Annotated in this window: 40 protein-coding genes; 39 read left to right on the top strand and 1 reads right to left on the bottom strand. The window is 38.7% G+C overall.

Annotation, left to right across the window (positions count from 1 at the left end):
• Nucleotides 1–4: 4 nt before the first annotated feature.
• Complete coding sequence (locus B5D25_RS08155) at nucleotides 5–1072, top strand: hypothetical protein (RefSeq protein ID WP_143000658.1); 1068 nt, start codon at nucleotides 5–7, stop codon at nucleotides 1070–1072.
• Between the two features lie 133 nt (nucleotides 1073–1205).
• Here B5D25_RS08155 and B5D25_RS08150 read toward each other — a convergent pair whose 3' ends face one another.
• Nucleotides 1206–2066 carry a DUF3137 domain-containing protein gene (locus B5D25_RS08150; RefSeq protein WP_159444118.1) on the bottom strand — a complete coding sequence of 287 codons (861 nt, stop codon included), beginning with the start codon at nucleotides 2064–2066 and terminating at the stop codon, nucleotides 1206–1208.
• 129 nt (nucleotides 2067–2195) lie between these two features.
• On the opposite strand from B5D25_RS08150, the gene B5D25_RS08145 reads away from it, so the two are divergent.
• The 38 genes from B5D25_RS08145 (at nucleotide 2196) to truA (ending at nucleotide 26736) form a co-directional block, all read left to right on the top strand.
• Nucleotides 2196–3608: a GGDEF domain-containing protein gene (locus tag B5D25_RS08145; RefSeq protein WP_078787479.1), complete on the top strand. Its 1413-nt coding sequence runs from the start codon at nucleotides 2196–2198 to the stop codon at nucleotides 3606–3608.
• Between the two features lie 308 nt (nucleotides 3609–3916).
• Nucleotides 3917–4519 carry a DUF6630 family protein gene (locus B5D25_RS08140; protein WP_078787478.1) on the top strand — a complete coding sequence of 201 codons (603 nt, stop codon included), beginning with the start codon at nucleotides 3917–3919 and terminating at the stop codon, nucleotides 4517–4519.
• A 230-nt stretch (nucleotides 4520–4749) separates the two neighbouring features.
• Entirely contained in the window at nucleotides 4750–5406 is a 657-nt protein-coding gene (locus tag B5D25_RS08135; protein ID WP_173472462.1) for an IS607 family transposase, read from the top strand.
• Nucleotides 5345–6499: an RNA-guided endonuclease InsQ/TnpB family protein gene (locus B5D25_RS08130; protein ID WP_078787476.1), complete on the top strand. Its 1155-nt coding sequence runs from the start codon at nucleotides 5345–5347 to the stop codon at nucleotides 6497–6499. The genes B5D25_RS08135 and B5D25_RS08130 overlap by 62 nt, the downstream gene beginning before the upstream one ends.
• Before the next feature lie 193 nt (nucleotides 6500–6692).
• Nucleotides 6693–7490 carry a DUF3137 domain-containing protein gene (locus B5D25_RS08125; protein ID WP_078787475.1) on the top strand — a complete coding sequence of 266 codons (798 nt, stop codon included), beginning with the start codon at nucleotides 6693–6695 and terminating at the stop codon, nucleotides 7488–7490.
• Nucleotides 7491–7726: 236 nt separating this feature from the next.
• Nucleotides 7727–8038, top strand: coding sequence for a 30S ribosomal protein S10 (gene rpsJ, locus B5D25_RS08120; RefSeq protein WP_078787474.1), 312 nt, complete (start codon nucleotides 7727–7729; stop codon nucleotides 8036–8038).
• Between the two features lie 235 nt (nucleotides 8039–8273).
• The gene (gene rplC, locus B5D25_RS08115; protein ID WP_078787473.1) at nucleotides 8274–8957 is read left to right on the top strand and encodes a 50S ribosomal protein L3; all 684 of its coding nucleotides are present in this window, start codon (nucleotides 8274–8276) and stop codon (nucleotides 8955–8957) included.
• Between the two features lie 29 nt (nucleotides 8958–8986).
• Complete coding sequence (gene rplD / locus B5D25_RS08110) at nucleotides 8987–9607, top strand: 50S ribosomal protein L4 (RefSeq protein ID WP_078787472.1); 621 nt, start codon at nucleotides 8987–8989, stop codon at nucleotides 9605–9607.
• Nucleotides 9607–9906, top strand: coding sequence for a 50S ribosomal protein L23 (rplW, locus tag B5D25_RS08105; protein WP_078787471.1), 300 nt, complete (start codon nucleotides 9607–9609; stop codon nucleotides 9904–9906). The genes rplD and rplW overlap by 1 nt, the downstream gene beginning before the upstream one ends.
• Nucleotides 9907–10002: 96 nt before the next feature.
• Nucleotides 10003–10845: a 50S ribosomal protein L2 gene (gene rplB, locus B5D25_RS08100; RefSeq protein ID WP_078787470.1), complete on the top strand. Its 843-nt coding sequence runs from the start codon at nucleotides 10003–10005 to the stop codon at nucleotides 10843–10845.
• Between the two features lie 16 nt (nucleotides 10846–10861).
• A complete protein-coding gene (gene rpsS, locus B5D25_RS08095) occupies nucleotides 10862–11134 on the top strand; it encodes a 30S ribosomal protein S19 (protein WP_078787469.1) in 273 nt (90 codons plus the stop codon).
• Nucleotides 11135–11149: 15 nt separating this feature from the next.
• Nucleotides 11150–11539 carry a 50S ribosomal protein L22 gene (gene rplV, locus B5D25_RS08090; RefSeq protein WP_078787468.1) on the top strand — a complete coding sequence of 130 codons (390 nt, stop codon included), beginning with the start codon at nucleotides 11150–11152 and terminating at the stop codon, nucleotides 11537–11539.
• An 11-nt stretch (nucleotides 11540–11550) separates the two neighbouring features.
• Entirely contained in the window at nucleotides 11551–12216 is a 666-nt protein-coding gene (gene rpsC / locus B5D25_RS08085; RefSeq protein WP_078787467.1) for a 30S ribosomal protein S3, read from the top strand.
• Nucleotides 12217–12218: 2 nt separating this feature from the next.
• The gene (rplP, locus tag B5D25_RS08080) at nucleotides 12219–12656 is read left to right on the top strand and encodes a 50S ribosomal protein L16 (protein ID WP_078787466.1); all 438 of its coding nucleotides are present in this window, start codon (nucleotides 12219–12221) and stop codon (nucleotides 12654–12656) included.
• Between the two features lie 7 nt (nucleotides 12657–12663).
• On the top strand, nucleotides 12664–12849 hold the full coding sequence (gene rpmC, locus B5D25_RS08075; protein WP_425365079.1) for a 50S ribosomal protein L29: 186 nt from the start codon (nucleotides 12664–12666) through the stop codon (nucleotides 12847–12849).
• A 23-nt stretch (nucleotides 12850–12872) separates the two neighbouring features.
• Nucleotides 12873–13127: a 30S ribosomal protein S17 gene (gene rpsQ, locus B5D25_RS08070; protein ID WP_021941212.1), complete on the top strand. Its 255-nt coding sequence runs from the start codon at nucleotides 12873–12875 to the stop codon at nucleotides 13125–13127.
• Nucleotides 13128–13139: 12 nt separating this feature from the next.
• The gene (gene rplN / locus B5D25_RS08065) at nucleotides 13140–13508 is read left to right on the top strand and encodes a 50S ribosomal protein L14 (RefSeq protein WP_035624599.1); all 369 of its coding nucleotides are present in this window, start codon (nucleotides 13140–13142) and stop codon (nucleotides 13506–13508) included.
• A gap of 10 nt (nucleotides 13509–13518) precedes the next feature.
• A complete protein-coding gene (gene rplX, locus B5D25_RS08060) occupies nucleotides 13519–13836 on the top strand; it encodes a 50S ribosomal protein L24 (RefSeq protein WP_078787464.1) in 318 nt (105 codons plus the stop codon).
• Between the two features lie 23 nt (nucleotides 13837–13859).
• Nucleotides 13860–14399 (top strand): 50S ribosomal protein L5, encoded by a 540-nt coding sequence (rplE, locus tag B5D25_RS08055; RefSeq protein WP_078787463.1) that lies wholly within the window; start codon nucleotides 13860–13862, stop codon nucleotides 14397–14399.
• A gap of 12 nt (nucleotides 14400–14411) precedes the next feature.
• The gene (locus B5D25_RS08050) at nucleotides 14412–14597 is read left to right on the top strand and encodes a type Z 30S ribosomal protein S14 (protein WP_035624604.1); all 186 of its coding nucleotides are present in this window, start codon (nucleotides 14412–14414) and stop codon (nucleotides 14595–14597) included.
• Between the two features lie 23 nt (nucleotides 14598–14620).
• Entirely contained in the window at nucleotides 14621–15022 is a 402-nt protein-coding gene (gene rpsH / locus B5D25_RS08045; RefSeq protein ID WP_078787462.1) for a 30S ribosomal protein S8, read from the top strand.
• Between the two features lie 74 nt (nucleotides 15023–15096).
• Nucleotides 15097–15636, top strand: coding sequence for a 50S ribosomal protein L6 (gene rplF, locus B5D25_RS08040; RefSeq protein WP_078787461.1), 540 nt, complete (start codon nucleotides 15097–15099; stop codon nucleotides 15634–15636).
• Nucleotides 15637–15655: 19 nt separating this feature from the next.
• Nucleotides 15656–16024 (top strand): 50S ribosomal protein L18, encoded by a 369-nt coding sequence (rplR, locus tag B5D25_RS08035; RefSeq protein WP_078787460.1) that lies wholly within the window; start codon nucleotides 15656–15658, stop codon nucleotides 16022–16024.
• 20 nt (nucleotides 16025–16044) lie between these two features.
• Entirely contained in the window at nucleotides 16045–16554 is a 510-nt protein-coding gene (rpsE, locus tag B5D25_RS08030) for a 30S ribosomal protein S5 (protein ID WP_078787459.1), read from the top strand.
• 14 nt (nucleotides 16555–16568) lie between these two features.
• Nucleotides 16569–16751 carry a 50S ribosomal protein L30 gene (rpmD, locus tag B5D25_RS08025; protein ID WP_078787458.1) on the top strand — a complete coding sequence of 61 codons (183 nt, stop codon included), beginning with the start codon at nucleotides 16569–16571 and terminating at the stop codon, nucleotides 16749–16751.
• 22 nt (nucleotides 16752–16773) lie between these two features.
• Nucleotides 16774–17214, top strand: a complete 441-nt coding sequence (gene rplO, locus B5D25_RS08020) for a 50S ribosomal protein L15 (RefSeq protein ID WP_078787457.1) — start codon at nucleotides 16774–16776, stop codon at nucleotides 17212–17214.
• A gap of 1 nt (nucleotide 17215) precedes the next feature.
• Complete coding sequence (gene secY, locus B5D25_RS08015) at nucleotides 17216–18523, top strand: preprotein translocase subunit SecY (RefSeq protein ID WP_078787456.1); 1308 nt, start codon at nucleotides 17216–17218, stop codon at nucleotides 18521–18523.
• A 160-nt stretch (nucleotides 18524–18683) separates the two neighbouring features.
• Nucleotides 18684–19328, top strand: a complete 645-nt coding sequence (locus B5D25_RS08010; protein ID WP_078787455.1) for an adenylate kinase — start codon at nucleotides 18684–18686, stop codon at nucleotides 19326–19328.
• 125 nt (nucleotides 19329–19453) lie between these two features.
• Complete coding sequence (infA, locus tag B5D25_RS08005) at nucleotides 19454–19672, top strand: translation initiation factor IF-1 (protein WP_035624626.1); 219 nt, start codon at nucleotides 19454–19456, stop codon at nucleotides 19670–19672.
• Nucleotides 19673–19819: 147 nt separating this feature from the next.
• A complete protein-coding gene (gene rpmJ / locus B5D25_RS08000) occupies nucleotides 19820–19933 on the top strand; it encodes a 50S ribosomal protein L36 (RefSeq protein WP_034231612.1) in 114 nt (37 codons plus the stop codon).
• Between the two features lie 369 nt (nucleotides 19934–20302).
• Nucleotides 20303–20671 (top strand): 30S ribosomal protein S13, encoded by a 369-nt coding sequence (rpsM, locus tag B5D25_RS07995; protein WP_078787454.1) that lies wholly within the window; start codon nucleotides 20303–20305, stop codon nucleotides 20669–20671.
• Nucleotides 20672–20694: 23 nt separating this feature from the next.
• On the top strand, nucleotides 20695–21090 hold the full coding sequence (rpsK, locus tag B5D25_RS07990) for a 30S ribosomal protein S11 (protein ID WP_078787453.1): 396 nt from the start codon (nucleotides 20695–20697) through the stop codon (nucleotides 21088–21090).
• Nucleotides 21091–21109: 19 nt separating this feature from the next.
• Nucleotides 21110–21703 carry a 30S ribosomal protein S4 gene (gene rpsD, locus B5D25_RS07985; protein ID WP_078787452.1) on the top strand — a complete coding sequence of 198 codons (594 nt, stop codon included), beginning with the start codon at nucleotides 21110–21112 and terminating at the stop codon, nucleotides 21701–21703.
• Nucleotides 21704–21819: 116 nt separating this feature from the next.
• Nucleotides 21820–22785 carry a DNA-directed RNA polymerase subunit alpha gene (locus B5D25_RS07980; RefSeq protein WP_078787451.1) on the top strand — a complete coding sequence of 322 codons (966 nt, stop codon included), beginning with the start codon at nucleotides 21820–21822 and terminating at the stop codon, nucleotides 22783–22785.
• 106 nt (nucleotides 22786–22891) lie between these two features.
• Nucleotides 22892–23428 (top strand): bL17 family ribosomal protein, encoded by a 537-nt coding sequence (locus B5D25_RS07975; protein WP_078787450.1) that lies wholly within the window; start codon nucleotides 22892–22894, stop codon nucleotides 23426–23428.
• Nucleotides 23429–23511: 83 nt separating this feature from the next.
• Nucleotides 23512–25068 (top strand): ATP-binding cassette domain-containing protein, encoded by a 1557-nt coding sequence (locus B5D25_RS07970; protein WP_159444117.1) that lies wholly within the window; start codon nucleotides 23512–23514, stop codon nucleotides 25066–25068.
• Nucleotides 25069–25229: 161 nt separating this feature from the next.
• A complete protein-coding gene (locus B5D25_RS07965) occupies nucleotides 25230–25964 on the top strand; it encodes an energy-coupling factor transporter transmembrane component T family protein (RefSeq protein WP_078787448.1) in 735 nt (244 codons plus the stop codon).
• A 16-nt stretch (nucleotides 25965–25980) separates the two neighbouring features.
• Entirely contained in the window at nucleotides 25981–26736 is a 756-nt protein-coding gene (truA, locus tag B5D25_RS07960) for a tRNA pseudouridine(38-40) synthase TruA (RefSeq protein ID WP_078787447.1), read from the top strand.
• Nucleotides 26737–26762: the final 26 nt, after the last annotated feature.

The following is a 26762-nucleotide window of genomic DNA, read 5'->3' as shown; positions in this document are numbered from 1 at the left end:
GCGAATGTTTAAATTCATATATAGTATTTTTACTATTTCCTGGAGGGAATTGCTTAACTGGTTCCATTCCAGGCAGAATTCGTTATGGAGTTATATCGGAAAGGTTCTTATTGGCATACTCATTTATGTCATGGTGAACGATGCTCTGGATAAGTTCATAGCGAAGGTTCTTACGGATCAAACGGAAGAAGAGGTACACTTTAGTGATGTTAAGGAAAAGGGGTATTCCTTAACTGTATATTTTATGCTCAAATTTATCAAAGCCTTCTTCATGATCGGACTTTTGTATGAGTTGATGTCATATATAAAAGTCATAGAGACGGATCCGATGACAACAATAGCCATTTCATCAGGGATAGTTCTTCTTCTTGTAATCCAGGGAGCATTTGCCAAGTGGGCCAAGAAGGTTATTAAATTCTTTCACCAGGTTCTTAAGGGTGAAGATATCGAGATAAAAGATCCTAAGCAGATCAATATTCCAAAGTTAAGCAGACATTCGTCTCTCGGAAATTTCTTCATAACATTATTCAGAGTAGTATTTAAAATAGCAGCATTTGCCATAGCCATAATTATAGTGATCCTTGTGAATAGAGGTATATCCTACGTTCTGGAATCAAAAGGAGTTGAGATTGCCAGACTTCTCAGAAAGAATGAATATGAGCTTGCCAAAGAAACCAAGACTTCATTTTTTTTGGATGAAGAAGCGGCAGGACAGCTTCCAATCTATCTTGGCGAAGATGTCACCGTCAAATCAAACGGCGAACTTAATATCATATTTATAAATGGAACTCGTGTGGGGATAAATACTTCCGGAAGAAAATATAAATTCTACGGAGTCGCGGTCAATCAGACGGAAATCTCCATAAAATCCCATATGTATTACCACGTTGATAATGTATATAAAGTCGAAACGAATACATCGAGTCTTTTTTCGGATTCGTATCTATATGTAAATAAAAGGAAAAATGATTGCATTCTTGTCACGGTAAATAATACTTCCCACAGAGTGGCGAGTATTACATATTTCTATGACTATTTTAAAATGGCTCAGAAAATGAAGATGATCGAATGATAATCAGACCGGTCAATAGAAATTAAAACGCCGACCTACTGTTTATAGCAGTAAATCGGCGGATTGAATTATCTAAAGAATGTACAATAATCTGCGAGATAATATTTTGTGTTCTGGCTGATCACAAGCGGGATTATGAATACAGGATATCGATAAGATTTTCGATAAGTGCGACGTCCTCTGTGAGAGCGCGGATTTCTTTTTCATAATCCAGATTTATGCTAGCATTGGCGTCGAATGCATTTCGCCTTGTATTGATGGCGATGATCATTCGGTTAGCCTGACAGCAAAGTCCTACATTTCCGTATGATGAAAGTATATACATGAGTTTCTCCATCATCGGAGGTGTCAAAAGATAGAATGCATCGTGCTCAGATGCGGCACGAACTTTGAATAAACTATTGAACTGAACGTTTTCAGTCTGGATTTCAGGAAATGTACTCTTTCGAAGCGAACGGCTGTGATAGAATTTTTTTGAAACAGCTCTTACATATGAAGTGATCTTTGGATAGTCGATAACTATCATACGACCACGGAAGTAAACGGTAGTAGAAGTGTTACCGTCACTGTCGGTAGTAACTTCCTTAACGGTTACATCCGCCTGCTCGAAGTGGACATTTTTATAAGTTGCTGAAAGATAATCCTCAGAAGAATATGTATTACCCGGAGAGATGAGATTAAGGCTGTAAACCAAATTGCGGTCAAAACCATCGTCCCAGCGGTAATTCACATTTTGAAAATGCTGATTCAGCACGTGAAGCACAACATTCTGTTTGTAGTTAAGTCTGAAAACCTTTTTCATTTTGTAGTATTTTACGAAGAATATAATGCAAATAGCGAAAAAGATTATGCCGGGAACATAGCCGGGGATGCCGGCCATCGGAACGCTGAAAGAAATCAGTCCGAGTATAAGGAAAATAACTGCTATTGTACAGTTATAGAACATTTTTTTATGTAAATCACTTATTTCTGGAAAAGATAAATTGTCATTCATGGCATATTTCCTTTCTGAATAAATATTTTTATTTATACATGATATCATAATTTGTAAAAGTATGGTACAATTATCTGGGGTATAGTGTTTGGGTATCGGAGGTTCGATATTTATATTGAGGAGGTATTTATGGATTTTCAGGCATTGGTGGATGGCATAGGAGCCATGACTTGTGTTGTTTCCGTGGAAGATCTCGGAAATGGCAGATATGGAAAGATTTGTATTGTTACGGGGAACAAAGGCTATATAGATAGCATTGAAAAACCTGCTCCGGGTGCGGAGCTTCTTGTTCAGAAATTCGTTCCGAACAGTGAATATACCAATTATCTGACAAAAGACCTCAATTTTGAGGATTATAGTTATAGAGCAGCAGTAGAAGGAAAGTGTCTTCATTCATATGCAAAACCGGAAAGAATGCAGGGCATATGGTTTAATATGTCATTTATTCCGATAGGGCATAGAGATGGAAATATTTGCTACTGTCTTTATATCATGGAGATAAACTTCAGCGCAGATACGAAGAGACTTTCAAATGTTTCTTCCGATACGGCCGTGGGAGTTCTTGATACATGTATCAAACTCAGAAGTTCCAGGGATTTCAAAGAAACTATGGGCGAGGTTATTGAGGATATCAGAGAACAGTGCGATGCATCATATTGCTGTATTCTTCTTGTAAATAGTTATGAAATGAAATGTACGGTTCTTTGCGAGTCATACAAAGATAAAAGTCTTAAAATATCAATGAATGATTATTTGGACGCCGACTTTTACGAACTTGCCCAAAGTTGGAATACGCTTATTTCCGGAAGTAACTGTCTTATCGCCAAGAATGAGCAGGACATGGAAGTTGTTAAGGAAAGAAATCCTAAGTGGTATAAATCTATGGTGGATGCTGATATAAAAAGTATCATCATCTTCCCTCTTAAATTCCGTGAGGATTTGCTGGGTTATATATGGGCAGCAAACTTTAAGAGCGATGACGCACCGAAGATAAAGGAAACTCTCGAGACGACAACATTTATCCTTGGTTCGGAAATCAATAACTATCTTCTTATGGACAGGCTTAAGATCCTTAGTTCGAAGGATATGCTTACGGGCGTAATGAACCGAAATGAGATGAATAATCTTATTGATAAGATTTATAATCTCACTGATGATAATCCGAATTCGGTTGGTGTTATTTTTGTGGATTTAAATGGTCTTAAGACAGTTAATGACGAGGGTGGTCATGTTGCGGGAGATATTCTCCTTAAAAATGCAGCGGCTGTTTTGGAGGAAGTATTCCTGCCGAGCGACATTTACCGTGCGGGCGGAGATGAGTTCACCATAATCGTTACAGGAATTTCAGAGAGTGAGCTTTTGGAAAAAGTTGAAGCTGTTAGGGAAGCTGCGGAACATTATGAAAATGTAAGCTTCGCAATCGGATATTGCTATGATGAAAATAAGCATAATGTAAAAGAAGCTCTCAGAATTGCAGATGAGAGAATGTACGAAGATAAAAAGAAGTATTACGAAATGCATCCTGAAAAAAAGAAAAGATAATACTTTGTTATAAATTGTACGGTAAGCTATGTCGAAGGTGGCTGCTTATCCGGTAATTAAACGAGACTGAGTTATAGAAATGACTGAGTCTCGTTTTATATAGGTGGTATTTTTATGGGACAGACGGGCGAGGTAAAATAGGGATAAGCGGGTCAGAATTGCGGGAATATATGGCAGGTCTAAGTTATGGAAAAATAACCGGTCATACAGTATAATTTAACTAGTTGTATCTCGGTGACTGAGATTGTAGATTCAAGATATTAGATAGACTATCTTGAGATGTTCACACTATATGAAAGGATAAAAATATGGGCTTTTTAAAGTTATTTGGCGGTCATAAAGATAATTCTGATAATAACAAAAATGATACAGGTAGCCACAAAGAAGTTGATAATATGAATATTGATCCCGAGAAGATTGATGCATATAGAAATATTGTTAAGCTGATCGACGTGAATGGAGCGACTGCTGACAGACTGGAAAAATGCTTTGCGGATCCTAGGGTATATTATCATGAGTATCAGGAAAAATATGACGATAGATTCATTGGGGAAGATGACGATATTGATCTGATCGTCTGGATCGGAATGGTGGATGCATTTCAGGATAACGGTCTTCTGGAAGAAATGGATTGGAAGGTTGAGATTGATGAATTCATCGGTTGTGTAAGCAATATTTTGAATGATAAGCCCCTCACCATAAATGAGGACTGGTTCGATGAGGATGATGGAATTCCTGAGTGGGGCGAGATGCTGAACAGTAAATGGTCAGCTGCCGGTTATGTCCTTGCGGGTATCGACATAGATAGCGATAGCTACTGTATGTTTATTACTGATAAAGATTCATATAATAAATTGGTAACTGAGGCGCAGAAGGCCGGCCATAGGATTGCTTTGGCGGAGAATATGTGATCCGGGAATCATTTGCTTCCTTATATTTATAATAGAAAAAGTTTCTCTTGAAGAAATCATTTCTTCTATTATAATAAGTAAAATAATGTATGATATTAATGTGGACCGGAAGTGGATTTCTTCTATATATAAGTGAAGGAGAATGTGCTAAGTAATCGAAAGAGTTGTCAAATGTGATTAAATGTGTTTAAATATACTCAAAGGAGTATATTATTATGAATACATCACATATTACAAATTATAAACCAAAAGACTTTGCCGAATTGTTAGGTGTTTCAGTAAAAACGCTTCAACGATGGGACAGAGAAGGTACATTAAAGGCAAACCGAACTCCAACCGATAGACGTTATTACACTTATGATCAATATCTTCAGTTTAAAGGCGTAAATACAGAAAATGATACTCGTCAAACTGTTATTTATGCCAGAGTATCTACAAGAAACCAAAAGGATGATTTACAAAATCAAGTATCTTTTTTACGACAATTTTGTAATGCTAAAGGTATTATTGTAGACCAATGTATTGAAGATTATGGAAGTGGTTTAAATTACAACCGCAAGAAGTGGAATGAATTATTAGATGAAGTAATGGAACAAAAAATTAAAACTATCATAGTCACACATAAAGACAGATTTATCAGATTCGGCTATGATTGGTTTGAAAAATTCTGTATGAAGTTTAATACAACCATTGTGGTAGTAAACAATGAAGAACTATCACCACAAGAAGAACTTGTACAGGATATTGTTTCAATCCTTCATGTGTTCTCTTGCAGATTGTATGGGCTTCGTAAGTATAAAAAACAAATAGAAAGGGACGAGGAAATTGCTAAAGAGCTTCAAGACGGAAATCAATCCGTCAAAGGAACAGATAGTCAAAATCAATAAGACTATCGGAACTTGTAGATACATCTACAATTTCTATCTTGCTCATAACAAAGAACTTTATGATAAAGGTGAAAAGTTTATGAGTGGTAAGAGTTTTAGCGTTTGGCTGAATAATGAATATATTCCTAACAATCCTGATAAATTATGGATTAAGGAAGTAAGTTCTAAATCGGTAAAGAAATCTATCGAAGATGGATGTACTGCTTTTACAAGATTTTTCAAGCATCAAAGTGCCTATCCCAATTACAAGAAAAAGGATAAGTCGGATGTAAAAATGTATTTTGTAAAGAATAATCCAAAAGATTGTGCTTGTGAAAGACATAGGATTAACATTCCTACTCTTGGATGGGTAAAACTCAAAGAGAAAGGTTATATACCCACAACCAAAGATGGATGGAAAATTAAATGTGGTACGGTTTCTAAAAAGGCAGGCAAATATTTTGTATCTGTGCTTGTAGAAATTCCTGATACCAATATTGCTAATAACAGTAATGAAGGTATTGGTATTGATTTAGGATTGAAAGATTTAGCGATTGTTTCTAATGGTAAAACCTATAAGAACATCAATAAATCTGGCAAAGTAAAGAAACTTGAAAAACAACTACGCAGAGAGCAAAGAAGTCTATCTCGTAAGTATGGAAATTCACAGAAAGGAGAACCCACTCAAAGAGCGAATGTACAAAAACAAAAGCTCAAGGTACAAAAACTTCATCATAAATTGGACAATATCCGCACTGATTACATCAACAAAACAATAGCAGAGATAGTGAAAACCAAACCGTCTTATATAACTATTGAAGATTTGAATGTATCTGGGATGATGAGGAACAGGCATCTATCAAAAGCTGTTGCAGCACAGAAATTTTATGAATTTAGAAATAAACTTAAAGTAAAGTGCGATGATAACGGCATTGAACTTAGGATTGTAGACAGATGGTATCCATCTTCAAAACTATGTCATTGTTGTGGCTCTATCAAAAAAGATTTAAAACTTTCAGATAGAATCTATAAATGCAGTTGTGGCTATGTGGAAGATAGAGATTTCAATGCCAGTCTTAATCTAAGAGACGCTATAACTTACGAAGTTGCATAATCAAGCAATCGTAAGTATGTACCGTGGGCTTACACGGGAATTAACGACTGTGGAGTGTACAAGAACTTGTGAGTAGATATGATTTCAATCAATCAAAAGCATACACGATGAAACAGTAAGTAATGTTCGCGAGAACTTACAACATCTCAATGTGAGTATATTTAATCACATTTTGAGTGGCAGAGATTGACAGATGGGAATTTATGATGGGATGGAGAAACTCGAGAGGCTCCGTAAGACGGCGAGTGCCGGAGTTGTGCTGATATGTATCGGCCTGGTTGGATTTATTTATCTTGTACTGCTCTATAAAACAACCATGTTGCCGTTTATCGGAATAGGGCTGATAGTTGCCGGTGTTTTCTGCATCAAAGGTAAAAATGAACAATACAGAAAAATCTACAAAGAAGTGATCGTTGAAAAACCTCTTAGAGATAATTTCAGTGATGTCTACTATGCGTGGAGAAATGGTTTCACTTTGAATGAAGTAAATAACTTTATGCTTCTTAAGCATGGAGAGGTTGTTACTTCCGAAGATTACCTGAGAGCAAAATATAAAGGCGTTCCATTTGAGATGGCGGATGTATGGCTCAAGGACAGGGTATCGCAGAATAATACGTCAAGAGATGGTACGATATTTCTGGGAAGAATCATAGTATTCGAACTTAGTAATAAGGATGTAATCTCAACGAGAGTTTATTCCAGACATTTTTACGGAAGAAGGAAAGATTACTGCACGGCAGATTCAAAGGTTGAAATGGAAAGTATCGACTTCAACGAGACATTTGATACTTTCAGTGCAAGTCCGCATAATGCATTTTATCTTTTGACTCCTCAGTTCATGGAAAGACTTATATGTCTTTCAACTGATCACGATGATATCGCGATGCATGTATTTGGAAATAAAGTTATCTTTGCTTATAGATCAAGAATGAAAAATGTTATAAAAAAATTATTAAAAAACACTTGCATTATAAAATTGCATGATATATAATGATTTTCGCTGTGACATGATAGCAAAGAAACGGAGATTGCTGCGAATGAGCAGGTAACTTCGTGGAGCGAATGTCAAGTTCAAAGAAACTGGCGACAAGTCACTGTACGAAAATCATCTGGTAAAGAGATCAGAAATGACGTGTTTGATTCCTATTTTAGGTAGGACACACACGGGTTAGTTGTACAGTCACCGCTTGTTCAAAGAAAAGTAGAATTAGGAGGCGGCTTTTTTTTATGGCAAATCAAGTAATGAGAATTACGCTTAAGGCGTACGATCACAAGCTGATCGATCAGGCAGCAAAGGAAATCATTGAGGCAGTTAAGGGTACAGGTGCTAAGGTTTCAGGACCAGTTCCAATGCCAACAAAGGTTGAGAAGGTAACAATCCTTCGTGCAGTTCATAAGTATAAGGACTCTAGAGAGCAGTTCGAACAGAGAACTCACAAGAGACTTATCGATATCATCACACCAAACAACAAGACAATCGATGTTCTTCGTAAGATGGATATTTCAGCTGGTGTTTATATCGATATGAAGATGAAGTAAGATTTCTTACTCATTAAAAAGATTCTTACAGGATTCTGATTCTAATATGAAGAAGAAACTGCAAAAGAATAAATACCGGCAACACTCACGAGCCGGTAAGTAAAGAATGTGCAGTTCCGAAATTTCATAACTTATACGAGTTGCGGTTATAAGATAAGAAACGACGGAATGATGCAGATTTAGTATGATTGCCCAGTGCAATCCGCTGTAAATTGTTTTAGGAGGAAAAAACAAAATGAAGAAAGCTATTTTAGCAGAGAAAGTCGGAATGACTCAGATCTTCGGTGAGAATGGTGTTCTCACACCTGTTACAGTTCTTAAGGCTGGTCCATGTACTGTAACACAGGTTAAGACAGTAGAAAATGATGGCTACGAAGCAGTTCAGGTTGGCTTCGGCGAGAAGAAGGAAAAGGTCGTAACTAAAGATGGTTCCGGCAAGAAAGTAATCAGAAATGCACACGGTGCTACTAAGGCAGAAGTTGGTCATGTTAAGAAGGCCGGCACAACACCTAAGCAGTTTATTAAAGAGTTCAGGTTCGATAACGTGGCTGATTACACAGTTGGCGAGAGCACAATCACAGTTGACATCTTCGCTGAAGGCGACAAGGTTGATGTAACAGCTAGATCAAAGGGTAAAGGATATGCCGGTGGTCTTAAGAGACACGGACTTAAGTCAGGTCCTTCAGGACATGGTTCAAAGTATCATCGTCATGCCGGTTCTAATGGTTCAGCAACTACTCCAGGTCGTGTTATGAAGGGCAAGAAGATGCCTGGACACATGGGATGCGAGCAGGTTACAGTTCAGAATCTTGAGATTGTTAAGGTTGATGCTGAAAACAGCGTAATCTTAGTAAAGGGATCTGTTCCGGGACCTAAGAAGTCATTAGTTGTAATAAAAGAAACCGTAAAGGGTAATTAATTAGGACTTTATGGAAGGAGGAACATTAGATGGCAACAGTAGCTGTATATAACATCGAAGGAAAAGAAGTTGGCACAGTTGAGCTTAACGACAACATCTACGGTGTTGAAATAAATGAAAATTTAGTACACAAGGCTGTAGTAACATATCTTGCTAACGGTCGTCAGGGAACACAGAGTGCAAAAACTCGTTCAGAGGTTTCAGGTGGCGGAAGAAAGCCTTGGAGACAGAAGGGTACAGGCCACGCTAGACAGGGTTCTACAAGATCCCCACAGTGGACAGGTGGTGGTGTAGTATTTGCACCAAAGCCAAGAGATTACTCAGTAAAGATGAACAAGAGAGAGAAGCAGATCGCTCTTTTCTCAGCTCTTTCATCAAAGGTTCAGGATTCTAAGTTCATCGTTGTTGATGATCTTACACTTGACGAAGTAAAGACAGCAAAGTTTGTTGAGGTTCTTAAGAATCTTAAGGCAAACAAGGCTCTCGTAGTAACAAAGGATAAGAATGAGAATGTAATCCTCTCATCAAGAAACATCCCTAATGTTGATACTATCATGAGCAGTACTATAAACGTATACGACATCCTTAAGCATGATTCACTTGTAATTACTAAGGATGCAGCACTCGCAATCGAGGAGGTGTACGCATAATGGCAAACTTAAAGTATTATGACATTATCAAGAAGCCGGTCGTTACAGAAAAGAGTATGAACGCAATGGCTGAAAAGAAATATACATTCATAGTTCATCCGGAAGCTAACAAGGCTCAGATCAAGGAAGCAGTTGAAAAGATGTTCGACGGCGCTAAGGTTGAGAGAGTTAACACTGCTAATTTCGATGGCAAGGTTAAGAGACGTGGAGCTACAGTAGGAAGAACAGCTAAGTTTAAGAAGGCTTATGTACAGCTTACAGCTGACAGCGCAGATATCGAACTTTTCGAAGGTCTGTAAGATATAGCCTAAACAAAAGATTATTGGTCGGATGACAGAATAAAAGATATATACCGACCAGAGAAACGAATTAGCATTCGAAAGGAGAAACTAGAAATGGGAATTAAAACATATAGCCCATATACACCTTCAAGAAGAAATATGACAGGCCTTGATTTTGATGTTATCACAACATCAACACCTGAGAAGTCACTTCTTTCATCAAAGAAGAAGACAGCAGGACGTAACAATCAGGGTAAGATCACAGTTCGTCATCACGGTGGTGGAAGCAGACAGAAATACAGAATTATAGATTTTAAGAGAAATAAAGATAACATCCCTGCAACAGTTAAGACTATTGAGTACGATCCAAACAGAACAGCAAACATCGCACTTATAGCTTATGCAGATGGTACAAAGTCATACATCCTTGCTCCTAACGGACTGAAGGTTGGAGACGTTCTTATGAACGGTCCACAGGCTGAAGTAAGAATCGGAAACACACTTCCACTTTCAGCAATTCCTGTAGGTACAGAAGTTCATAACGTAGAGCTTGTTCCTGGTAAGGGCGGACAGCTTGTTCGTGCAGCAGGTAACACAGCACAGCTTATGGCTAAAGAAGGAAAGTATGCAACACTTCGTCTTCCATCAGGCGAAATGAGAATGGTTCCAATTGAAGCACGTGCTACAATCGGTACTGTTGGAAATATTGAGCATGGCCTTGTAAATATCGGTAAGGCAGGACGTAAGCGTCACATGGGTATCAGACCTACAGTTAGAGGTTCCGTAATGAACCCTAATGACCATCCACACGGTGGTGGTGAAGGTAGAGCACCAATCGGACGTCCAGGTCCATCTACTCCTTGGGGCAAGCCTGCACTTGGTCTTAAGACAAGGAAGAAGAATAAGCTCTCTAACAAGTACATTGTAAGAACTAGAAGCGGTAAAAACGTTAAGTAATTAAGGAGGAAAGTTCATGGCACGTTCACTTAAAAAAGGACCTTTCGCAGATGAAAGCTTATTAAAGAAGATTGATGCGCTCAATGCTAAGAACGATCATGAGGTTGTTAAGACTTGGTCACGTCGTTCAACAATCTTCCCTTCATTTGTAGGTCATACAATTGCAGTATATGATGGTAGAAAGCATGTTCCAGTATATGTTACAGAAGATATGGTAGGACACAAACTCGGTGAGTTCGTTCTTACAAGAACATATAAGGGACACGGCAAAGATGAGAAGAAGAGGTAAGGAGGAGAATCTTAAATGGCTAAAGGACATAGATCTCAGATAGCTAGACTGAGAAATGAGAATAAAGATACAAGACCATCAGCTAAGGTTTCTTACGCTAGAGTGTCTGTTACAAAGGCTTGCTTTGTACTTGATGCTATCAGAGGTAAGGATGTAACAACAGCTCTTGGTATCCTTGCTTACAACAATAGATATGCTTCCAGTGTAATTTATAAATTACTTAAGTCTGCAGTAGCAAATGCTGAGAACAACAACGGACTGAAGGCAGATGACCTTTATGTTGCTGAGTGTTTTGCTAACAAGGGACCTACGATGAAGAGAATTCATCCTAGAGCACAGGGCAGAGCTTACAGAATTGAGAAGAGAACAAGCCACATTACAGTTGTGCTTGATGAAAAGAAGTAAGGAGGCAGACAATGGGACAGAAAGTTAATCCACACGGTTTAAGAGTCGGTGTAATTAAAGATTGGAATTCTAAGTGGTATGCTGATACAAAGAACGGTGAGTTTGCCAACAACCTTGTAGAGGACCACAAGATCAGAGAGTTCCTTAAGAAGAAGCTTTACGATTCAAATGTTTCTAAGATCGATATCGAGAGAACAAGAGATAGAGTTAAAGTTAGTGTATATACAGCTAAACCTGGTGTTGTAATCGGTAAGGGTGGTGCTGGTATCGAGAAGATTAAGGCTGAAGTTCAGAAGCTTACAGCTAAGAAGCTTATAATCGACATCAAAGAGATTAAGAAGCCTGATCTTGATGCACAGCTTGTAGCTGAGAATATCGCTCAGCAGCTTGAGAATCGTATTTCTTTCAGAAGAGCTATGAAGTCTTGCATGGGTAGAACAATGAAGGCAGGAGCTCTTGGTATCAAGGCTGCATGTTCAGGACGTCTCGGTGGTGCTGATATGGCTAGAACAGAGTTCTACAGCGAAGGAACAATTCCTCTTCAGACACTTCGTGCAGACATCGATTATGGATTTGCTGAAGCAGATACAACATACGGTAAAGTTGGTGTTAAGACATGGATTTACCATGGTGAAGTACTTCCTACTAAGGGAAACAAGGAAGGGAGCGATAAATAATTATGTTAATGCCTAAGAGAGTTAAACATCGTAAGCAGTTCAGAGGAACCATGGCTGGAAAGGCTATGAGAGGCAACCGCATCACTGATGGTGAATTCGGTATCGTAGCAACAGAGCCAGCATGGATCAAGTCTAATCAGATAGAGGCAGCCAGAGTTGCCATTAACCGTTACCTTAAGCGTCAGGGAAAAGTTTGGATCAAGATTTTCCCAGATAAGCCGGTAACAGCTAAGCCAGCTGAAACTCGAATGGGTTCAGGTAAAGGCGCTCTTGAGTATTGGGTAGCAGTAGTTAAGCCGGGAAGAGTTCTCTTCGAAGTTGCAGGTGTTCCTGAAGCTACAGCAAGAGAAGCACTTCGTCTCGCTACACACAAGCTTCCAATCAAGTGTAAGATCGTTTCTAAAGCAGATTTAGAAGGAGGTAGCAGCAGTGAAAACTAAGGAATTTATGAAAGAATTAAATGCAAAGTCAGTTAATGAACTTGCAACAGATCTTGAGGCTGCTAAGAAGGAACTTTTCAATCTTAAGTTCCAGAACGCTACTAACCAGCTTGAGAACACAGGTAGAATTAAAGAAGTTAGAAAAAATATTGCCAGAATAGAGACAGTTATTGCCGCTAAGGCTAGAGCATAATTATCGAAAGGAGAAAAGACAAAGTGGAAAGAAATCTTAGAAAAACACGTGTAGGAATAGTTACAAGTGACAAGATGGACAAGACAATCGTAGTCTCAATCATCGATAATGTTAAGCATCCTCTCTACGGAAAGATTGTAAAGAGAACATACAAGCTTAAGGCTCATGACGAAAATAACGAATGCAAAATTGGTGATAGAGTAAAGGTAATGGAGACAAGACCTCTCTCTAAGGATAAGAGATGGAGACTTGTTGAAATCGTTGAAAAGGCTAAATAAGGAGGCAAAGAAATGGTACAGCAGGAAACAAGACTTAGAGTTGCTGACAACACAGGCGCAAAAGAGCTTCTTTGCATCAGAGTTTTAGGCGGTTCTACAAGAAGATATGCAAACATTGGTGACATCATTGTTGCTTCTGTTAAAGACGCAACACCGGGCGGCGTTGTTAAAAAAGGTGACGTTGTTAAAGCGGTAGTTGTACGTACAAAGAAGGGTGCACGTCGTAAGGACGGTTCATACATCAAGTTTGATGAGAACGCAGCAGTTATTATCAAAGACGATCTGAACCCAAAGGGAACACGTATATTTGGACCAGTTGCAAGAGAGCTTCGTGATAAGAAGTTTATGAAGATCATCTCTCTCGCACCGGAAGTTCTGTAGGAGGTGTACTGTGGCAACAAGTAAGATTAAGAAGGATGACCTTGTTAAGGTTATTGCCGGAAAAGATAAAGGTAAAGAAGGAAAAGTTTTATCTGTTGACGTTAAGAACGGTAAAGTTCTCGTAGAAGGCGTAAACAAAGTATTTAAGCACAGCAAGCCAACAGCTGCAAATGCAGCAGGTGGAATCATCGAGAAGGAAGCTCCTATCGATATTTCAAATGTTATGTACCTTTACAAAGGTAAGACAGTAAGAGTTGGTTTCCAGGGCGAGAAGAAAGATAAGAAGAGAGTAGCTAAGGTCAATGGTAAGACTGAGGTTATTGATTAATCGTAGGAAGGAGGCTTAATACTTTGAGCAGATTAAGAGACTTATACAATAGCGAGATTAAAGACGCTATGGTTAATAAATTTGGTTATAAGAACGTAATGCAGATTCCAAAGCTTGATAAGATTGTTATCAATATGGGCGTTGGTGAAGCAAGAGAAAATGCAAAGGTACTTGACAGCGCTGTTAAGGATCTTGAGACAATCACAGGTCAGAAAGCAGTCGTTACACGTGCTAAAAAGTCAGTTGCTAACTTCAAGCTTAGAGAGGGTATGCCTATCGGATGTAAGGTTACTCTTCGTGGCGAGAGAATGTATGAGTTTGCTGACAGACTTGTAAATCTTGCACTTCCTCGTGTTCGTGACTTCAGAGGTGTAAATCCTGATGCATTTGATGGTAGAGGTAACTATGCACTTGGTATCAAGGAGCAGATTATCTTCCCTGAAATCGAATACGATAAGGTTGACAAGGTAAGAGGAATGGATATTATTTTCGTCACTACAGCAAAGACAGATGAAGAGGCACGTGAATTACTCAGACTCTTCGGTATGCCATACAGCAGGTAAGGAGGAGTAAACATGGCTAAGACTGCAATGAAAGTAAAGCAGCAGAGAAAGCAGAAATTCTCTACCAGAGAGTACACTCGCTGCAAGATTTGTGGAAGACCACATTCTGTTTTAAGAAAATACGGAATCTGCAGAGTCTGCTTCCGTGAGTTAGCATATAAGGGCGAGATACCAGGCGTTAGAAAGAGTTCTTGGTAAGATTATTTAAGGAGGCAAAAGAAATGTCAATAAGCGATCCAATTGCAGATATGCTTACAAGAATACGTAATGCAAATACTGCGAAGCATGATACAGTAGATATACCTGCATCTAAGATGAAGCAGGCGATTGCTGATATTCTTCTCAAAGAAGGATATGTACAGGCAGTTGACGTTGTAACCGAAAATGACCGTGCTACTATCAGAATAACACTTAAGTATGGTAGCGATAAGAACGAAAAGGTTATAAAGGGTCTTAGAAGAATCTCTAAACCTGGTCTTCGAGTTTATTCAGACGCAGCAAACCTTCCAAAGGTTCTTGGCGGACTTGGAACAGCAATCATTTCAACAAACAAGGGTGTACTTACAGATAAGGAAGCAAGAAAAGAGAACGTTGGTGGCGAAGTTCTTGCATTCATTTGGTAATTATACTGAAATATAATAATATAACGACGGTCAGTTTCTGACCGTCAAGATGAAAATATTAGGAGGTAAAGGCAATGTCACGTATCGGAAGAATGCCTATCGCTATTCCAGCTGGTGTAACAGTTGACATAGCAGAAAATAACAAGGTGACAGTAAAGGGACCTAAGGGAACCCTTGAGAGAGTACTCCCATCTGAGATGGAAATCACAGTTGAAGGAGCTGAGATTCTTGTAAAGAGACCTAATGATCTTAAGAGAAATAAGGCATTACACGGACTCACAAGAACACTTATCAATAACATGGTGGTTGGTGTAACAGATGGTTATACTAAGACACTTGAAGTAAATGGTGTTGGTTATAGAGCTCAGAAGCAGGGAAAGAAGCTTGTTCTTTCACTTGGATATTCACATCCTGTTGAGATCGAAGACCCAGAAGGACTTACAACTACAGTTGAAGATAATAAGATCAAGGTTAGTGGTATTGACAAGGAAAAAGTTGGTCAGTATGCAGCAGAGATCAGATCTACACGTGCTCCTGAACCTTATAAGGGCAAGGGTATCAAGTATGATTATGAAGTTATCAGACGTAAGGTTGGTAAGACTGGTAAGAAATAATTAAAGGAGTGAATAAGAGATGATTAATAAGGAATCAAGAGAAGTTATCCGTGAAAAGAAACATTTAAAGATTCGTAACCGTTTTAGCGGAACAACTGAAAGACCAAGACTTGCTGTTTACAGAAGTAATAATCACATCTACGCTCAGATTATTGATGATACAGTTGGTAAGACCTTAGTAGCCGCTTCAACACTTGAGAAGAGTGCAAAAGACGCAGTTGAGAAGACAAATGATGTTGCTGCAGCATCTTACATTGGTAAGACAATAGCTGAGAAGGCAGTAGCTGCTGGAATCAAGCAGGTTGTTTTCGACAGAGGCGGATTTATATATCAGGGAAAGATTAAGGCTTTAGCAGATGCAGCAAGAGAAGCTGGTCTTGAATTCTAATGAAGGAGGAAAATTGTCACATGAAGCGTACATTAATCGATCCAAGTTCATTAGAACTTGAAGACAGTGTAGTAACAATCAAGAGAGTTACCAAGACTGTTAAGGGTGGACGTAATATGAGATTCTCAGCACTTGTTGTTGTTGGAGATCGTAAGGGCCACGTTGGTGTTGGTATCGGTAAGGCTGTAGAAATTCCTGAAGCTATCCGCAAGGGTAAGGAAGATGCTATGAAGAACCTTATCGAAGCTCCTATAAATGAAAATGGAAGTATTCCTTACGGATATACAGGAGAGTTCGGAAGCTCAAGAGTTCTCCTTAAGACAGCTCCAGAAGGTACAGGTATCATCGCAGGTGGTCCTGCACGTCGTGTACTCGAGCTTGCCGGATATAAGAACATCCGTACAAAGTCACTTGGATCAAACAACAAGCGTAACGTAGTTCTTGCTACAATCGCTGGTCTTTCTGAGATCCAGAGCCCAGAGGATATCGCTAGACTTCGTGGTAAGTCAGTTGATGAGATCCTTAACTAGGAGGTAAGAGAGAAATGGCAGATACAATTAAGGTAACACTTGTAAAGTCACCTATTGGAGCAATTCCAAAGCATAGAAAAACTGTTGCAGCTCTTGGACTTTCTAAGATGCACAAGACAGTAGAGCTTCCTAACAATGATGCAACAAAGGGCATGATCGCTCAGGTAAGTCATTTAGTTAAGGTTGAGGAAGCATAGTCGAAAGGGAGGTTCACATTTCATGGATTTATCAACATTAAAGCCAGCTGAAGGATCAGTAACAAGAGATGACTTCAGACGTGGTCGTGGACATGGTTCAGGTAATGGCAAGACTGCAGGTAAAGGACATAAAGGACAGAAGGCTCGTTCAGGAGCTCCAAGACCTGGTTTCGAAGGTGGTCAGATGCCACTCTACAGACGTATTCCTAAGAGAGGTTTCAAGTGCAGAAACTCTAAGGAAATCGTTGCTATAAATGTAGACGTATTAAATAGATTTGAAGATGGTTCAGAAGTATCAGTTGCAACACTTATTGAAGCTGGTGTAGTAAAGAACCCAAGAGATGGTGTAAAGATTTTAGGAAATGGAGAGCTCACTAAGAAGCTTACTGTTAAAGTAAATGCAGTAAGTAAGGTAGCTGCTGAGAAGATTGAAGCACTCGGCGGAAAAGTCGAGGTGATGTAATATGTTTAAGACCCTGGCTAATGCTCTTAAAATCAAAGAGATAAGAAACGGGATACTTTTTACATTATTTATAATTATCATTATCAGATTTGGCTCACTTATTCCAGCGCCTTTCATCGATCAGGCGAAAGTTAATGCATTCTTCAAGAGAGATGAGTTCAATCTTATTAATGCATTTACCGGTGGATCTTTTACACAGATGACTCTATTTGCATTAGGAGTTACACCTTACATCACATCGTCAATTATTATGCAGCTTCTTACAATTGCAATTCCTGCTCTTGAAGAAATGCAGAAAGATGGCGACGATGGTCGTAAGAAAATGGCAGCTATTACAAGAGTTGTTTCTATTCTTCTTGCTGTTATCGAGAGTATCGGACTTACAATCGGTTTCAGCAGAGAAGGTTTCATCACAAAAGCAGGTTTCGCGCCTGTTTCTGTGATCATCATAACACTTACAGCAGGTAGTGCACTTGTTATGTGGCTTGGTGAAAGAATTTCTGAGAAGGGTGTTGGAAATGGTATTTCCATCGTACTTCTTGCAAATATCGTTGCCAGAATGCCTATAGATTTCAAGAACCTTTATGATATGTTCGTAAAGGGCAAGGACGTTGTTCATATGATTTACTCAATAGCTATTATCGCTGCAGTAATCATTTTAACAACAGTACTTGTTATCATACTTCAGGATGCTGAAAGAAGAATTCCTGTATCATATGCTCAGAAGATGCAGGGAAGAAGAATGGTTGGTGGTAAGAGTTCTTACATTCCACTTAAGGTTAACACCGGCGGTGTTATGCCAATCATCTTTGCATCAACACTTATTTCTGTTCCAACAATTATGCTTAACCTCTTCAATGTAAAGGTTAAGAGCACATTTTGGTCAAAGGTCCTTCACGGACTTCAGCAGGATAATTGGTTCAAGCCTGGATACGGATATGCATATATTGGACTTGTTATATATGTACTTCTTGTTATCTTCTTTGCTTATTTCTATACTTCAATCACATTTAATCCGATGGAAGTATCAAATAACCTTAAGAAGAGCGGCGGATTTATTCCGGGTATCAGACCTGGTAAGCCAACACAGGAATATCTTAACAGAGTACTGAACTACATTGTTATAATAGGTGTAATCGGACTTATAATTATTGCAATTATTCCAATCTTCTTCAGTGGAAGGTTTTCTGCAGACGTTTCATTCGGTGGTACATCACTTATCATCATAGTTGGTGTTATCATTGAAACAATTAAGCAGATCGAATCAAAGATGGTCGTAAGGAATTACAACGGATTCCTCAACGATTAGGATAGTCGTAATCGGCATTGATTTATAAGATAAAAGGGATTACAGGTCTAATAGACTTGTAATCCCTAAATCTTCTTAAAGTACTTGATTTTACTTTGAGAAACTGGTAGGCTATGATAACTGTTAAAATTTATTAGATTTGATAATAAGGAGAAGTTATATGAAGATTATAATGCTTGGAGCACCTGGTGCAGGAAAAGGAACACAGGCTAAGATGCTTGCAGAAAAGTACGGAATTCCACACATCTCTACAGGAGATATCTTTAGAGCGAATATTAAAGAAGGAACAGAACTTGGAAAGAAAGCTAAGGAATTTATGGATAAGGGACTTCTTGTTCCTGATGAACTCGTAATCGACCTTATCATGGATAGATTCAAAGCTGATGACTGCAAGAAGGGTTACATCCTTGACGGTTTCCCAAGAACAATCCCACAGGCTGAAGCACTTGATAAAGCACTTGCAGCTGTTGGAGAGAAGATGGATTATGCTATCAACGTAGAAGTTCCTGATGAGAACATCGTAAACAGAATGTCAGGAAGAAGAGCTTGTGTAGGATGCGGAGCTACTTATCATATTAAGTACAACCCAACAAAGGTTGAGGGAATCTGCGACGTATGCGGTAAGGAACTTATCCTTCGTGATGATGATAAGCCTGAAACGGTTCTTAACAGACTTAAGGTTTACCATGATCAGACACAGCCACTTATAGATTATTACGGAAAAACAGGAATCGTTAAAGAAGTTGACGGAACTGTTGATATGAATGATGTATTCAATGCTATAGTAAATATTATCGGTGAGTAATCCCGGTAATATTATTTATAGTAATATTTGTAAAAATATATTTGACAAAATACAAATTTTGATTATTATTATTTGATAGTGTTTACTCAGAGTATATTTGTGAAATAAGAGGAGAAAGTATATTTATGTCAAAAGTAGATGAGATCGAATGCGAAGGAGTAGTTATTGAAAAGCTTCCAAATGCTATGTTTCAGGTTGAGTTAGAGAATGGTCACCAGATTCTTGCACATATAAGTGGAAAGCTTAGAATGAATTATATCAAAATACTTCCTGGAGATAAGGTAACAGTAGTACTTTCTCCATATGATCTCTCTAAGGGAAGAATCACTTGGAGAGCAAAGTAATTTGTTTACAAAAAATGCATGATAAAAAAGTGCTTGCATTTTATTTTGTAAAATGCTAAACTATTAATTCGTAGCGGGCTTACTGCGCCCTTTTTGTAGTTATATCAATAAGGCATGTAGGCTACATTGTGAAAGGAGAATATTTTAATGAAGGTTCGTGCATCAGTAAAACCGATTTGCGATAAATGCAAAGTCATTAAAAGAAAAGGCAGAATACTTATAATCTGCGAAAATCCAAAGCACAAGCAGCGTCAGGGCTAATCTACCTGATGTTATTGAAACAAGTTATAAAGAACGGTGTATAAAGGCTTTATAGCTTGCTTTTGTGCGTTCCGGAACTTTGTATAAAAGCATTGATTCTGGAGGAGATGAACTACCGTGTTCGTCATGCACGGCGGTTGCTGCCGAAATAGAGCAGCAATGTAACATAGAAGCGGCTGTAACATATCTTTAACGTCATTTTTCATCGGATAATCGGTGAATGGGATATGTTATAATTCTATATTATATATGGAGGATTTATTGTCCCGTATACATTTCACCTTCTGACTCCATACAGAAGTTACGCGGAGGATAAGTCGATAGACAACATTTAAAAGAATTTATGATTTTACGGAGGAAATAAGAAATATGGCTCGTATTTCAGGTGTAGATTTACCAAGAGAAAAACGTGTCGAGATTGGTCTTACTTATATCTATGGTATAGGTTTACCAACTTCAAAGAAAATTCTCGCTAAGACAGGCGTTAATCCTGACACAAGAGTTCGTGATCTTACAGACGAAGAAGTTAAGAAGCTTAGCGAAGAAATCAATGAATCTCTTACAGTTGAAGGTGATTTAAGAAGAGAAACAGCTCTTAACATTAAGCGTCTTCAGGAAATCGGTTGCTATCGTGGCATCCGTCACAGAAAGGGACTTCCAGTTCGTGGACAGAACACAAAGAACAATGCACGTACACGTAAGGGACCTAAGAAGACGGTTGCTAACAAGAAGAAGTAATTAAGTAGGAGGAAAGTTAAGTAATGGCTGGTAAAGTTACTAAAAAAGCTACTAAGAAGCGTAATAGAAAAGTAGTTGAGCATGGACAGGCTCACATTCAGTCTTCTTTCAATAATACAATAGTTACATTAACAGACGCTGAAGGAAATGCTCTTTCATGGGCAAGTGCAGGCGGACTTGGATTCAGAGGATCAAAGAAGTCTACACCTTATGCAGCTCAGATGGCAGCTGAGACAGCAGCAAAGGCTGCAGCTCCTTACGGCCTTAAGACTATTGATGTTATGGTTAAGGGACCAGGTTCAGGTAGAGAGGCAGCTATCAGAGCACTCGCTGCATGCGGTCTTGAAGTTTTAACAATCAAGGATGTTACTCCGGTACCACATAACGGATGTCGTCCACCAAAGAGAAGAAGAGTCTGATTGAGGAGGTACATATAAAATGGCAATTGATAGAACCCCGGTTCTTAAGAGATGCAGATCACTCAACATGGAGCCAATGTATCTCGGTGTTAATAAGAAATCTAAGAGAAAAGCAAAGAATGCTAACAGAAAGATAAGTGAGTACGGACTTCAGCTTCGTGAGAAGCAGAAGGCTAAGTTCATCTATGGTGTACAGGAGAAACCTTTCCGTAACCTTTTCGCTAAGGCTGAAAAGATGCAGGGAACAGCAGGTCCTAACCTGATGACACTCCTTGAGCTTCGTCTTGACAATGTTATCTTCCGTATGGGATTTGCTAGAACAAGAAGAGAAGCTAGACAGGTTGTAGATCATAAGCATGTACTCGTAAATGGTAAGTGTGTAAACATTCCTTCATACAGAGTAAACGCTGGTGATAAGATTGAAATCAGAGAGAAGAGCAAGTCTCTTCAGAGATTTAAGGATATCGTAGAAGCTAATGGCGGAATCGCAGTTCCAGCATGGCTTGAGTCAAATTCAGAAACACTTAGTGGTACAGTTGTAACAAAGCCTGAAAGAGAGCAGATCGACGTACCTGTTAACGAGACTCTTATCGTCGAGTTATATTCTAAGTAAGATAAATAAACGTTCACGCATATATATAACCGGATTTTATATCCGGTTAACTGCAAGGAACGGATACTCTTGCAGTAGACTTAAGTATAATTTCGAAGTAGAAGGAGGTTAACGCAGTGTTTGAATTTGAGAAGCCAAGAATTGAAATTGCAGAGCAGTCTGATGATGATAAGTTTGGAAGATTCGTAATTGAACCACTCGAAAGAGGATATGGTACAACACTTGGAAATTCGCTTAGAAGAATCATGCTTTCATCGCTTCCGGGTACAGCTGTAAGCTCAGTAAAGATCAAAGGTGTTCTTCATGAGTTTAGTTCTATTCCTGGAGTAAAGGAAGATGTTACAGAGATCATTCTTAACATCAAAGATCTTGTTATTAAGAATAATTCATCATCAAATGAACCTAAGACTGCATATATCGAGGCATCGGGAACAACAGTAGTTACTGCTGCAGATATCAAGGTTGATGGAGATCTTGAAATTCTTAACCCTGAACTTGTAATTGCAAATCTCAGCGGCCCAGAAGCTAGACTTGAGATGGAACTCATGATTACAAATGGTCGTGGTTATGTAAGTGCAGATAAGAACAAAGAACTTGATACAGCTATAGATACAATCGCTGTTGATTCTATTTATACACCTGTTGAGAGAGTTAATCTTACTGTTGAGGATACCCGTGTAGGTCAGATTACAGACTATGATAAGCTCACTCTTGATGTATTTACAAACGGATCACTTGCTCCTGATGAGGCTGTAAGCCTTGCTGCTAAGGTTTTAAGTGAGCACTTAAGCTTATTTATCGACCTTTCAGAGAATGCTAAGACAGCAAGCGTTATCGTTGAAACACCAACAGAAGAACCTGTAAGCAAGACAGATATGTCAATTGATGAACTTGAACTTTCTGTTCGTTCATACAACTGTCTTAAGAGAGCAGGTATTAATACAGTTAAGGAACTTTGCAAGAAGACACCTGAGGATATGATGAAAGTTCGTAACCTTGGACGTAAGTCACTTGAAGAAGTTCTCGCAAAGCTCAAAGAGCTTGGTTTTACTCTTAATGACGGAGTACCTGAAGAAGAGTAAGATTTATATCACCACTTAGGCCGAAGTCGCCCGGAATGATTTATTCATTCTGACGGAATTAGTAAGCATAGTGAAGACCCTGCCAAGGGTAAGGAGGAAAAAAATTATGGCAATGTATAGAAAACTCGGTAAGAAATCTGATCAGAGAAAGGCACTTCTTCGTAATCAGGTAACAATGCTTCTTAATCATGGAAAGATTAAGACAACAGATGCTAGAGCGAAGGAAGTTCGTCAGATAGCTGAGCACCTTATAAAGATGGCAATCAAGGAAAAGGATAACTTCGAAGAAGTTACTGTTAAGACTAAGGTTGCTAGAAAAGATAAAGATGGTAAGAGAGTAAAAGAAGTTGTTGACGGTAAGAAAGTTACTGTTTTCGATGAAGTTGATAAGAAGATCAAGAAGGACCTTCCATCAAGACTTCATGCAAGACGTGAAATGCTCAAAGTTCTTTATCCTGTAACAGAGGTTCCTACAAATGCAGCTGGTAAGAAAGCAGCTACAAAGAAGGTTGACCTTACAGAAAAGCTTTTCAACGAGTATGCTACAAAGTATGCAGGTCGTGAAGGTGGTTATACAAGAATCGTTAAGATCGGTATGAGAAAGGGCGACGGAGCTCTTGAAGTTATCTTAGAGTTAGTATAATCATATATATATAAGCAACTAAAAGCCACTGATACATTTGATCAGTGGCTTTTATGCTAAAAAGTGGAGTTAGGGTTACACATATGGAATGTATAGTTAAGATCAGAAATCTGAAAATTGAATATATCCCTGACAGTATAATATCGCTTGATATTGAACAGGGTGAAATAGTTGCACTTGTTGGGCCAAATGGTTCAGGAAAAAGTACTCTCGGAAGATATATAGCAGGACTTATAAAACCGGAAGCACCCGATCAGGTTGTTGTAAACGGGCTTGATACAAGCTTTGATGCAAACCTGCCAAGAGTTCATCGTAAGTGCGGAATAGTTCTTCAGAATCCTGATGATAACTATGTATTCGATATGGTAAGTTCAGATATTATGTTTGGACTTGAGAATTTAAATGTACCTGCGGATAAGGTATTAAAGAGATCCAGAAATGTAATGAAAAAGTATGGACTTCTTACTAAAGCCAGCAGAGATTTTTCAACCTTAAGCGGTGGTGAAAAACAGAGAGAGGCTGTGGCTGCCATAGTTGCAATGCAACCAAAGCTTCTTGTTCTTGATGAAGTATTCAGCATGCAGAGCGAGAAAGTCAGAGACAGAATGCTTTCATTTATTCTGGATAATGCAAGAAAGAAGAAACAGACTCTGGTTATCATTACCCAGGACAAGGCAGTAGCAAACTCATGCGACAGGATCATTTCTATGCAGAATGGTTGTATCCTTGATTCGAAAGATATGTCATTTGAAGCTGATGGAACGACTGTTTACAGCAATGCTATTGAAAAAAACATGGAAAATGATACAGATAATATTAATGAAACCGATGTGAAAACAGACATTTACAGGACCTTCAGAAGCAAGATTGTAGCATTTACAAGACATAAGAAGTCAAAGATTATTAATAAGCAGTTGAAACCTATAAAGATTGAAGAGAGAATCCTGAATACTGCAGGAGATGACGAAGAGGATGCATTTATCTCCGGAACAAAGAATCAGGATATCAGACTTGACAAAGTTGATTTCTCATATGGCGGAATGCAGGTTCTGTCAGATATAAGTTATTCATTTAAGAAGGGAAGACTTTATATCATAAAGGGACTTTCAGGTTCAGGTAAAAGTACTCTTTCAAGACTGTTAAATGGCCTTTTGCTTGTTAAAAAGGGCGGTGTTTATGTTGATGGATATATGCTTCCTGTAACTAAGAAAAGTATAACTCAGAGATTATTCGGACAGTCTGATAAGAAGACTTCCGCTACAATGATAAATGGCCTTCGAAGAAAGGTCGGATATGTATCACAGTTTTCGGATAAGCAGCTTTTTGCCGATACGGTTTTAAAAGATGTAATGTTTGGACCGAAGAATATGGGTTATGACAATGACAGCGCGGTTAAGACAGCCAAATATTCTCTTCAGTTAATGGGAGTTGATGAGACGATTTGGGATAAGTCTGTTACAAAGCTTTCCGGTGGAGAGAAGAAGAGAGTTGCAATAGCAGGCATATTGGCGATTCAGCCGGAATATCTTATACTTGACGAAGCCGATGCAGGTCTCGATGAATATGGTATCAAGGCACTTTCATCAGTTTGCAAGCATTATATCGAAACAGGAAAATGTGTGATCATTGTTGGACACTAATCACGAGAAATGAATTGGTAGTTAACACAGTGTCATTAATGGTGGTGCGGATGTTTAAAATACAAATCGAGTGTAAGCTGAATTAGTAATGATCATAGAGGTGTTAACAGTGCTGACTATGACAATGCTGAGTTGCATTCATAATGAGGGAAAAGAAATAAATGTATATATATGATGTAAAAAAGGGAAGATATGAGGATAGAAGCTCATTTATACATAGTCTTGATCCGAGAGTCAAGCTGTATTCGCTTATAGCAGATATTCTCATGTGTATATTTGCAAAGAATTTTCTGCTACTGATCATTCCATTTGTGATCTTATGCTTAAATATTTATTTGAGCCAGGTGAATGTCACCAGTTATTTGAGATCACTCAAGGGAATAACAATTATTCTTGTAATAGGATTTTTATTCAATCTTTTGATCGTTCCATTTAAAAGCGCATTACTGCTTTTGTTGAAATTATATATCATGGCATTTTTGTGTGTCATACTCGTGAAAACCACCACCACCAGAGACCTGCTTCGAGGCATGAAGAAAGGTTTTGGGATGAAGGAAGAAATGGCAATGTCTATGACGGTAGCGCTTATATTTCTTCCTGTACTTGGAAATGAAATGAATATGATCCGTGTGGCGCAGGCTGCAAGAGGTGCTGATATAACAGAAGGAAGTTTTGCGGCTAGAATTAAAAACAGTATTTCGATTATTATCCCGCTTTTCAGAAAGACGATAAATAAAGCCGAGAAGATGGCGGATGCTATGGATATCAGATGTTATGATTCCGCTGAGGCTCATACAGAGATTGATAAGCTTCAAATGGATAGCGCAGACAGAATTTATTTGATCATTATGATCGCATTTCTGATATTAATGACTGCAATGTTTATACTTTTATAGTACTTGGAGAATATATATGGGTAGATACATGCTTGTAGTGGCCTACGACGGCTCAGAATACTGCGGATGGCAGATACAGCCAAATGGACCTACAATCGAAGGAGAACTGAATAAAGCGCTCTCAGGGCTATTGAGGCAGAAGATAGAAGTCATCGGTGCCAGTCGTACGGATTCAGGCGTGCATTCGCTGGGAAATGTATGTGTCTTCGATGCGGAGACAAGAATACCTGCCGAGAAGATGGCTCTCGCCCTTAATCAGAGACTTCCTCAGGATATAAGGGTACGAAAGTCAATGGAAGTTCCGGATTCATTTCATCCAAGACATGCTGATACCGTAAAGACTTACGAATATAAGATCTATAATGATAAGATCGAGAATCCGTTATATAGATTATATTCAAAGTTCTGTTATTTGAATCTTGATATTGAAAAAATGAAGAAGGCCGCAGGATTCATAGTGGGCGAACATGATTTCAGTGCATTTTGCTCTGCGGGAAGCAGCGTAGTCGATAAAGTAAGAACCGTATATTCCTGTGATATTTTAGTTGATGAATTTCCGGGGGAGCCGGGAAGGCTTATAACTATACGTATTACGGGAAATGGATTCCTTTACAATATGGTGCGGATTATCGCCGGTACACTCATTGAAGTTGGAGGCGGAAGGACGGATCCTGAAACTGTGGGCGATATAATAGCTTCCAAGGACCGCTCGCTTGCCGGAGATACAGCTGAGGCAAGAGGACTTACTCTTGTAAATATAAAATACGTATAATCATTATTCATAATAAATATGTACGC

It is taken from the genome of Eubacterium ruminantium, from assembly GCF_900167085.1.
Taxonomy (GTDB): Bacteria; Bacillota; Clostridia; order Lachnospirales; family Lachnospiraceae; genus Eubacterium_Q; species Eubacterium_Q ruminantium.
Note: the sequence above shows the minus strand (reverse complement) of the source record. Positions and strands in the feature narration are given on the sequence as shown.

Bases quoted from the DNA above. Each gene is read 5' to 3' on its own strand.
- rpsH (WP_078787462.1), top strand. From the start codon at position 14,621: ATGTCAATAAGCGATCCAATTGCAGATATGCTTACAAGAATACGTAAT.
- secY (WP_078787456.1), top strand. From the start codon at position 17,216: ATGTTTAAGACCCTGGCTAATGCTCTTAAAATCAAAGAGATAAGAAAC.
- rpsM (WP_078787454.1), top strand. From the start codon at position 20,303: ATGGCTCGTATTTCAGGTGTAGATTTACCAAGAGAAAAACGTGTCGAG.
- B5D25_RS08150 (WP_159444118.1), bottom strand. From the start codon at position 2,066: ATGAATGACAATTTATCTTTTCCAGAAATAAGTGATTTACATAAAAAA.
- B5D25_RS08145 (WP_078787479.1), top strand. From the start codon at position 2,196: ATGGATTTTCAGGCATTGGTGGATGGCATAGGAGCCATGACTTGTGTT.
- rplD (WP_078787472.1), top strand. From the start codon at position 8,987: ATGGCAACAGTAGCTGTATATAACATCGAAGGAAAAGAAGTTGGCACA.
- B5D25_RS08155 (WP_143000658.1), top strand. From the start codon at position 5: ATGTTTAAATTCATATATAGTATTTTTACTATTTCCTGGAGGGAATTG.
- rplO (WP_078787457.1), top strand. From the start codon at position 16,774: ATGGATTTATCAACATTAAAGCCAGCTGAAGGATCAGTAACAAGAGAT.
- rpsS (WP_078787469.1), top strand. From the start codon at position 10,862: ATGGCACGTTCACTTAAAAAAGGACCTTTCGCAGATGAAAGCTTATTA.
- B5D25_RS07970 (WP_159444117.1), top strand. From the start codon at position 23,512: ATGGAATGTATAGTTAAGATCAGAAATCTGAAAATTGAATATATCCCT.
- rplF (WP_078787461.1), top strand. From the start codon at position 15,097: ATGTCACGTATCGGAAGAATGCCTATCGCTATTCCAGCTGGTGTAACA.
- rplP (WP_078787466.1), top strand. From the start codon at position 12,219: ATGTTAATGCCTAAGAGAGTTAAACATCGTAAGCAGTTCAGAGGAACC.
- B5D25_RS08010 (WP_078787455.1), top strand. From the start codon at position 18,684: ATGAAGATTATAATGCTTGGAGCACCTGGTGCAGGAAAAGGAACACAG.
- rplW (WP_078787471.1), top strand. From the start codon at position 9,607: ATGGCAAACTTAAAGTATTATGACATTATCAAGAAGCCGGTCGTTACA.
- rpsD (WP_078787452.1), top strand. From the start codon at position 21,110: ATGGCAATTGATAGAACCCCGGTTCTTAAGAGATGCAGATCACTCAAC.
- rpsE (WP_078787459.1), top strand. From the start codon at position 16,045: ATGAAGCGTACATTAATCGATCCAAGTTCATTAGAACTTGAAGACAGT.
- infA (WP_035624626.1), top strand. From the start codon at position 19,454: ATGTCAAAAGTAGATGAGATCGAATGCGAAGGAGTAGTTATTGAAAAG.
- B5D25_RS07965 (WP_078787448.1), top strand. From the start codon at position 25,230: ATGTATATATATGATGTAAAAAAGGGAAGATATGAGGATAGAAGCTCA.
- truA (WP_078787447.1), top strand. From the start codon at position 25,981: ATGGGTAGATACATGCTTGTAGTGGCCTACGACGGCTCAGAATACTGC.
- rpsJ (WP_078787474.1), top strand. From the start codon at position 7,727: ATGGCAAATCAAGTAATGAGAATTACGCTTAAGGCGTACGATCACAAG.
- B5D25_RS08050 (WP_035624604.1), top strand. From the start codon at position 14,412: ATGGCTAAGACTGCAATGAAAGTAAAGCAGCAGAGAAAGCAGAAATTC.
- rplC (WP_078787473.1), top strand. From the start codon at position 8,274: ATGAAGAAAGCTATTTTAGCAGAGAAAGTCGGAATGACTCAGATCTTC.
- B5D25_RS08125 (WP_078787475.1), top strand. From the start codon at position 6,693: ATGGGAATTTATGATGGGATGGAGAAACTCGAGAGGCTCCGTAAGACG.
- rplN (WP_035624599.1), top strand. From the start codon at position 13,140: ATGGTACAGCAGGAAACAAGACTTAGAGTTGCTGACAACACAGGCGCA.
- rplR (WP_078787460.1), top strand. From the start codon at position 15,656: ATGATTAATAAGGAATCAAGAGAAGTTATCCGTGAAAAGAAACATTTA.
- rpmJ (WP_034231612.1), top strand. From the start codon at position 19,820: ATGAAGGTTCGTGCATCAGTAAAACCGATTTGCGATAAATGCAAAGTC.
- B5D25_RS08140 (WP_078787478.1), top strand. From the start codon at position 3,917: ATGGGCTTTTTAAAGTTATTTGGCGGTCATAAAGATAATTCTGATAAT.
- rplV (WP_078787468.1), top strand. From the start codon at position 11,150: ATGGCTAAAGGACATAGATCTCAGATAGCTAGACTGAGAAATGAGAAT.
- rpmD (WP_078787458.1), top strand. From the start codon at position 16,569: ATGGCAGATACAATTAAGGTAACACTTGTAAAGTCACCTATTGGAGCA.
- B5D25_RS07975 (WP_078787450.1), top strand. From the start codon at position 22,892: ATGGCAATGTATAGAAAACTCGGTAAGAAATCTGATCAGAGAAAGGCA.
- rpsC (WP_078787467.1), top strand. From the start codon at position 11,551: ATGGGACAGAAAGTTAATCCACACGGTTTAAGAGTCGGTGTAATTAAA.
- rpsK (WP_078787453.1), top strand. From the start codon at position 20,695: ATGGCTGGTAAAGTTACTAAAAAAGCTACTAAGAAGCGTAATAGAAAA.
- rpmC (WP_425365079.1), top strand. From the start codon at position 12,664: ATGAAAGAATTAAATGCAAAGTCAGTTAATGAACTTGCAACAGATCTT.
- rplB (WP_078787470.1), top strand. From the start codon at position 10,003: ATGGGAATTAAAACATATAGCCCATATACACCTTCAAGAAGAAATATG.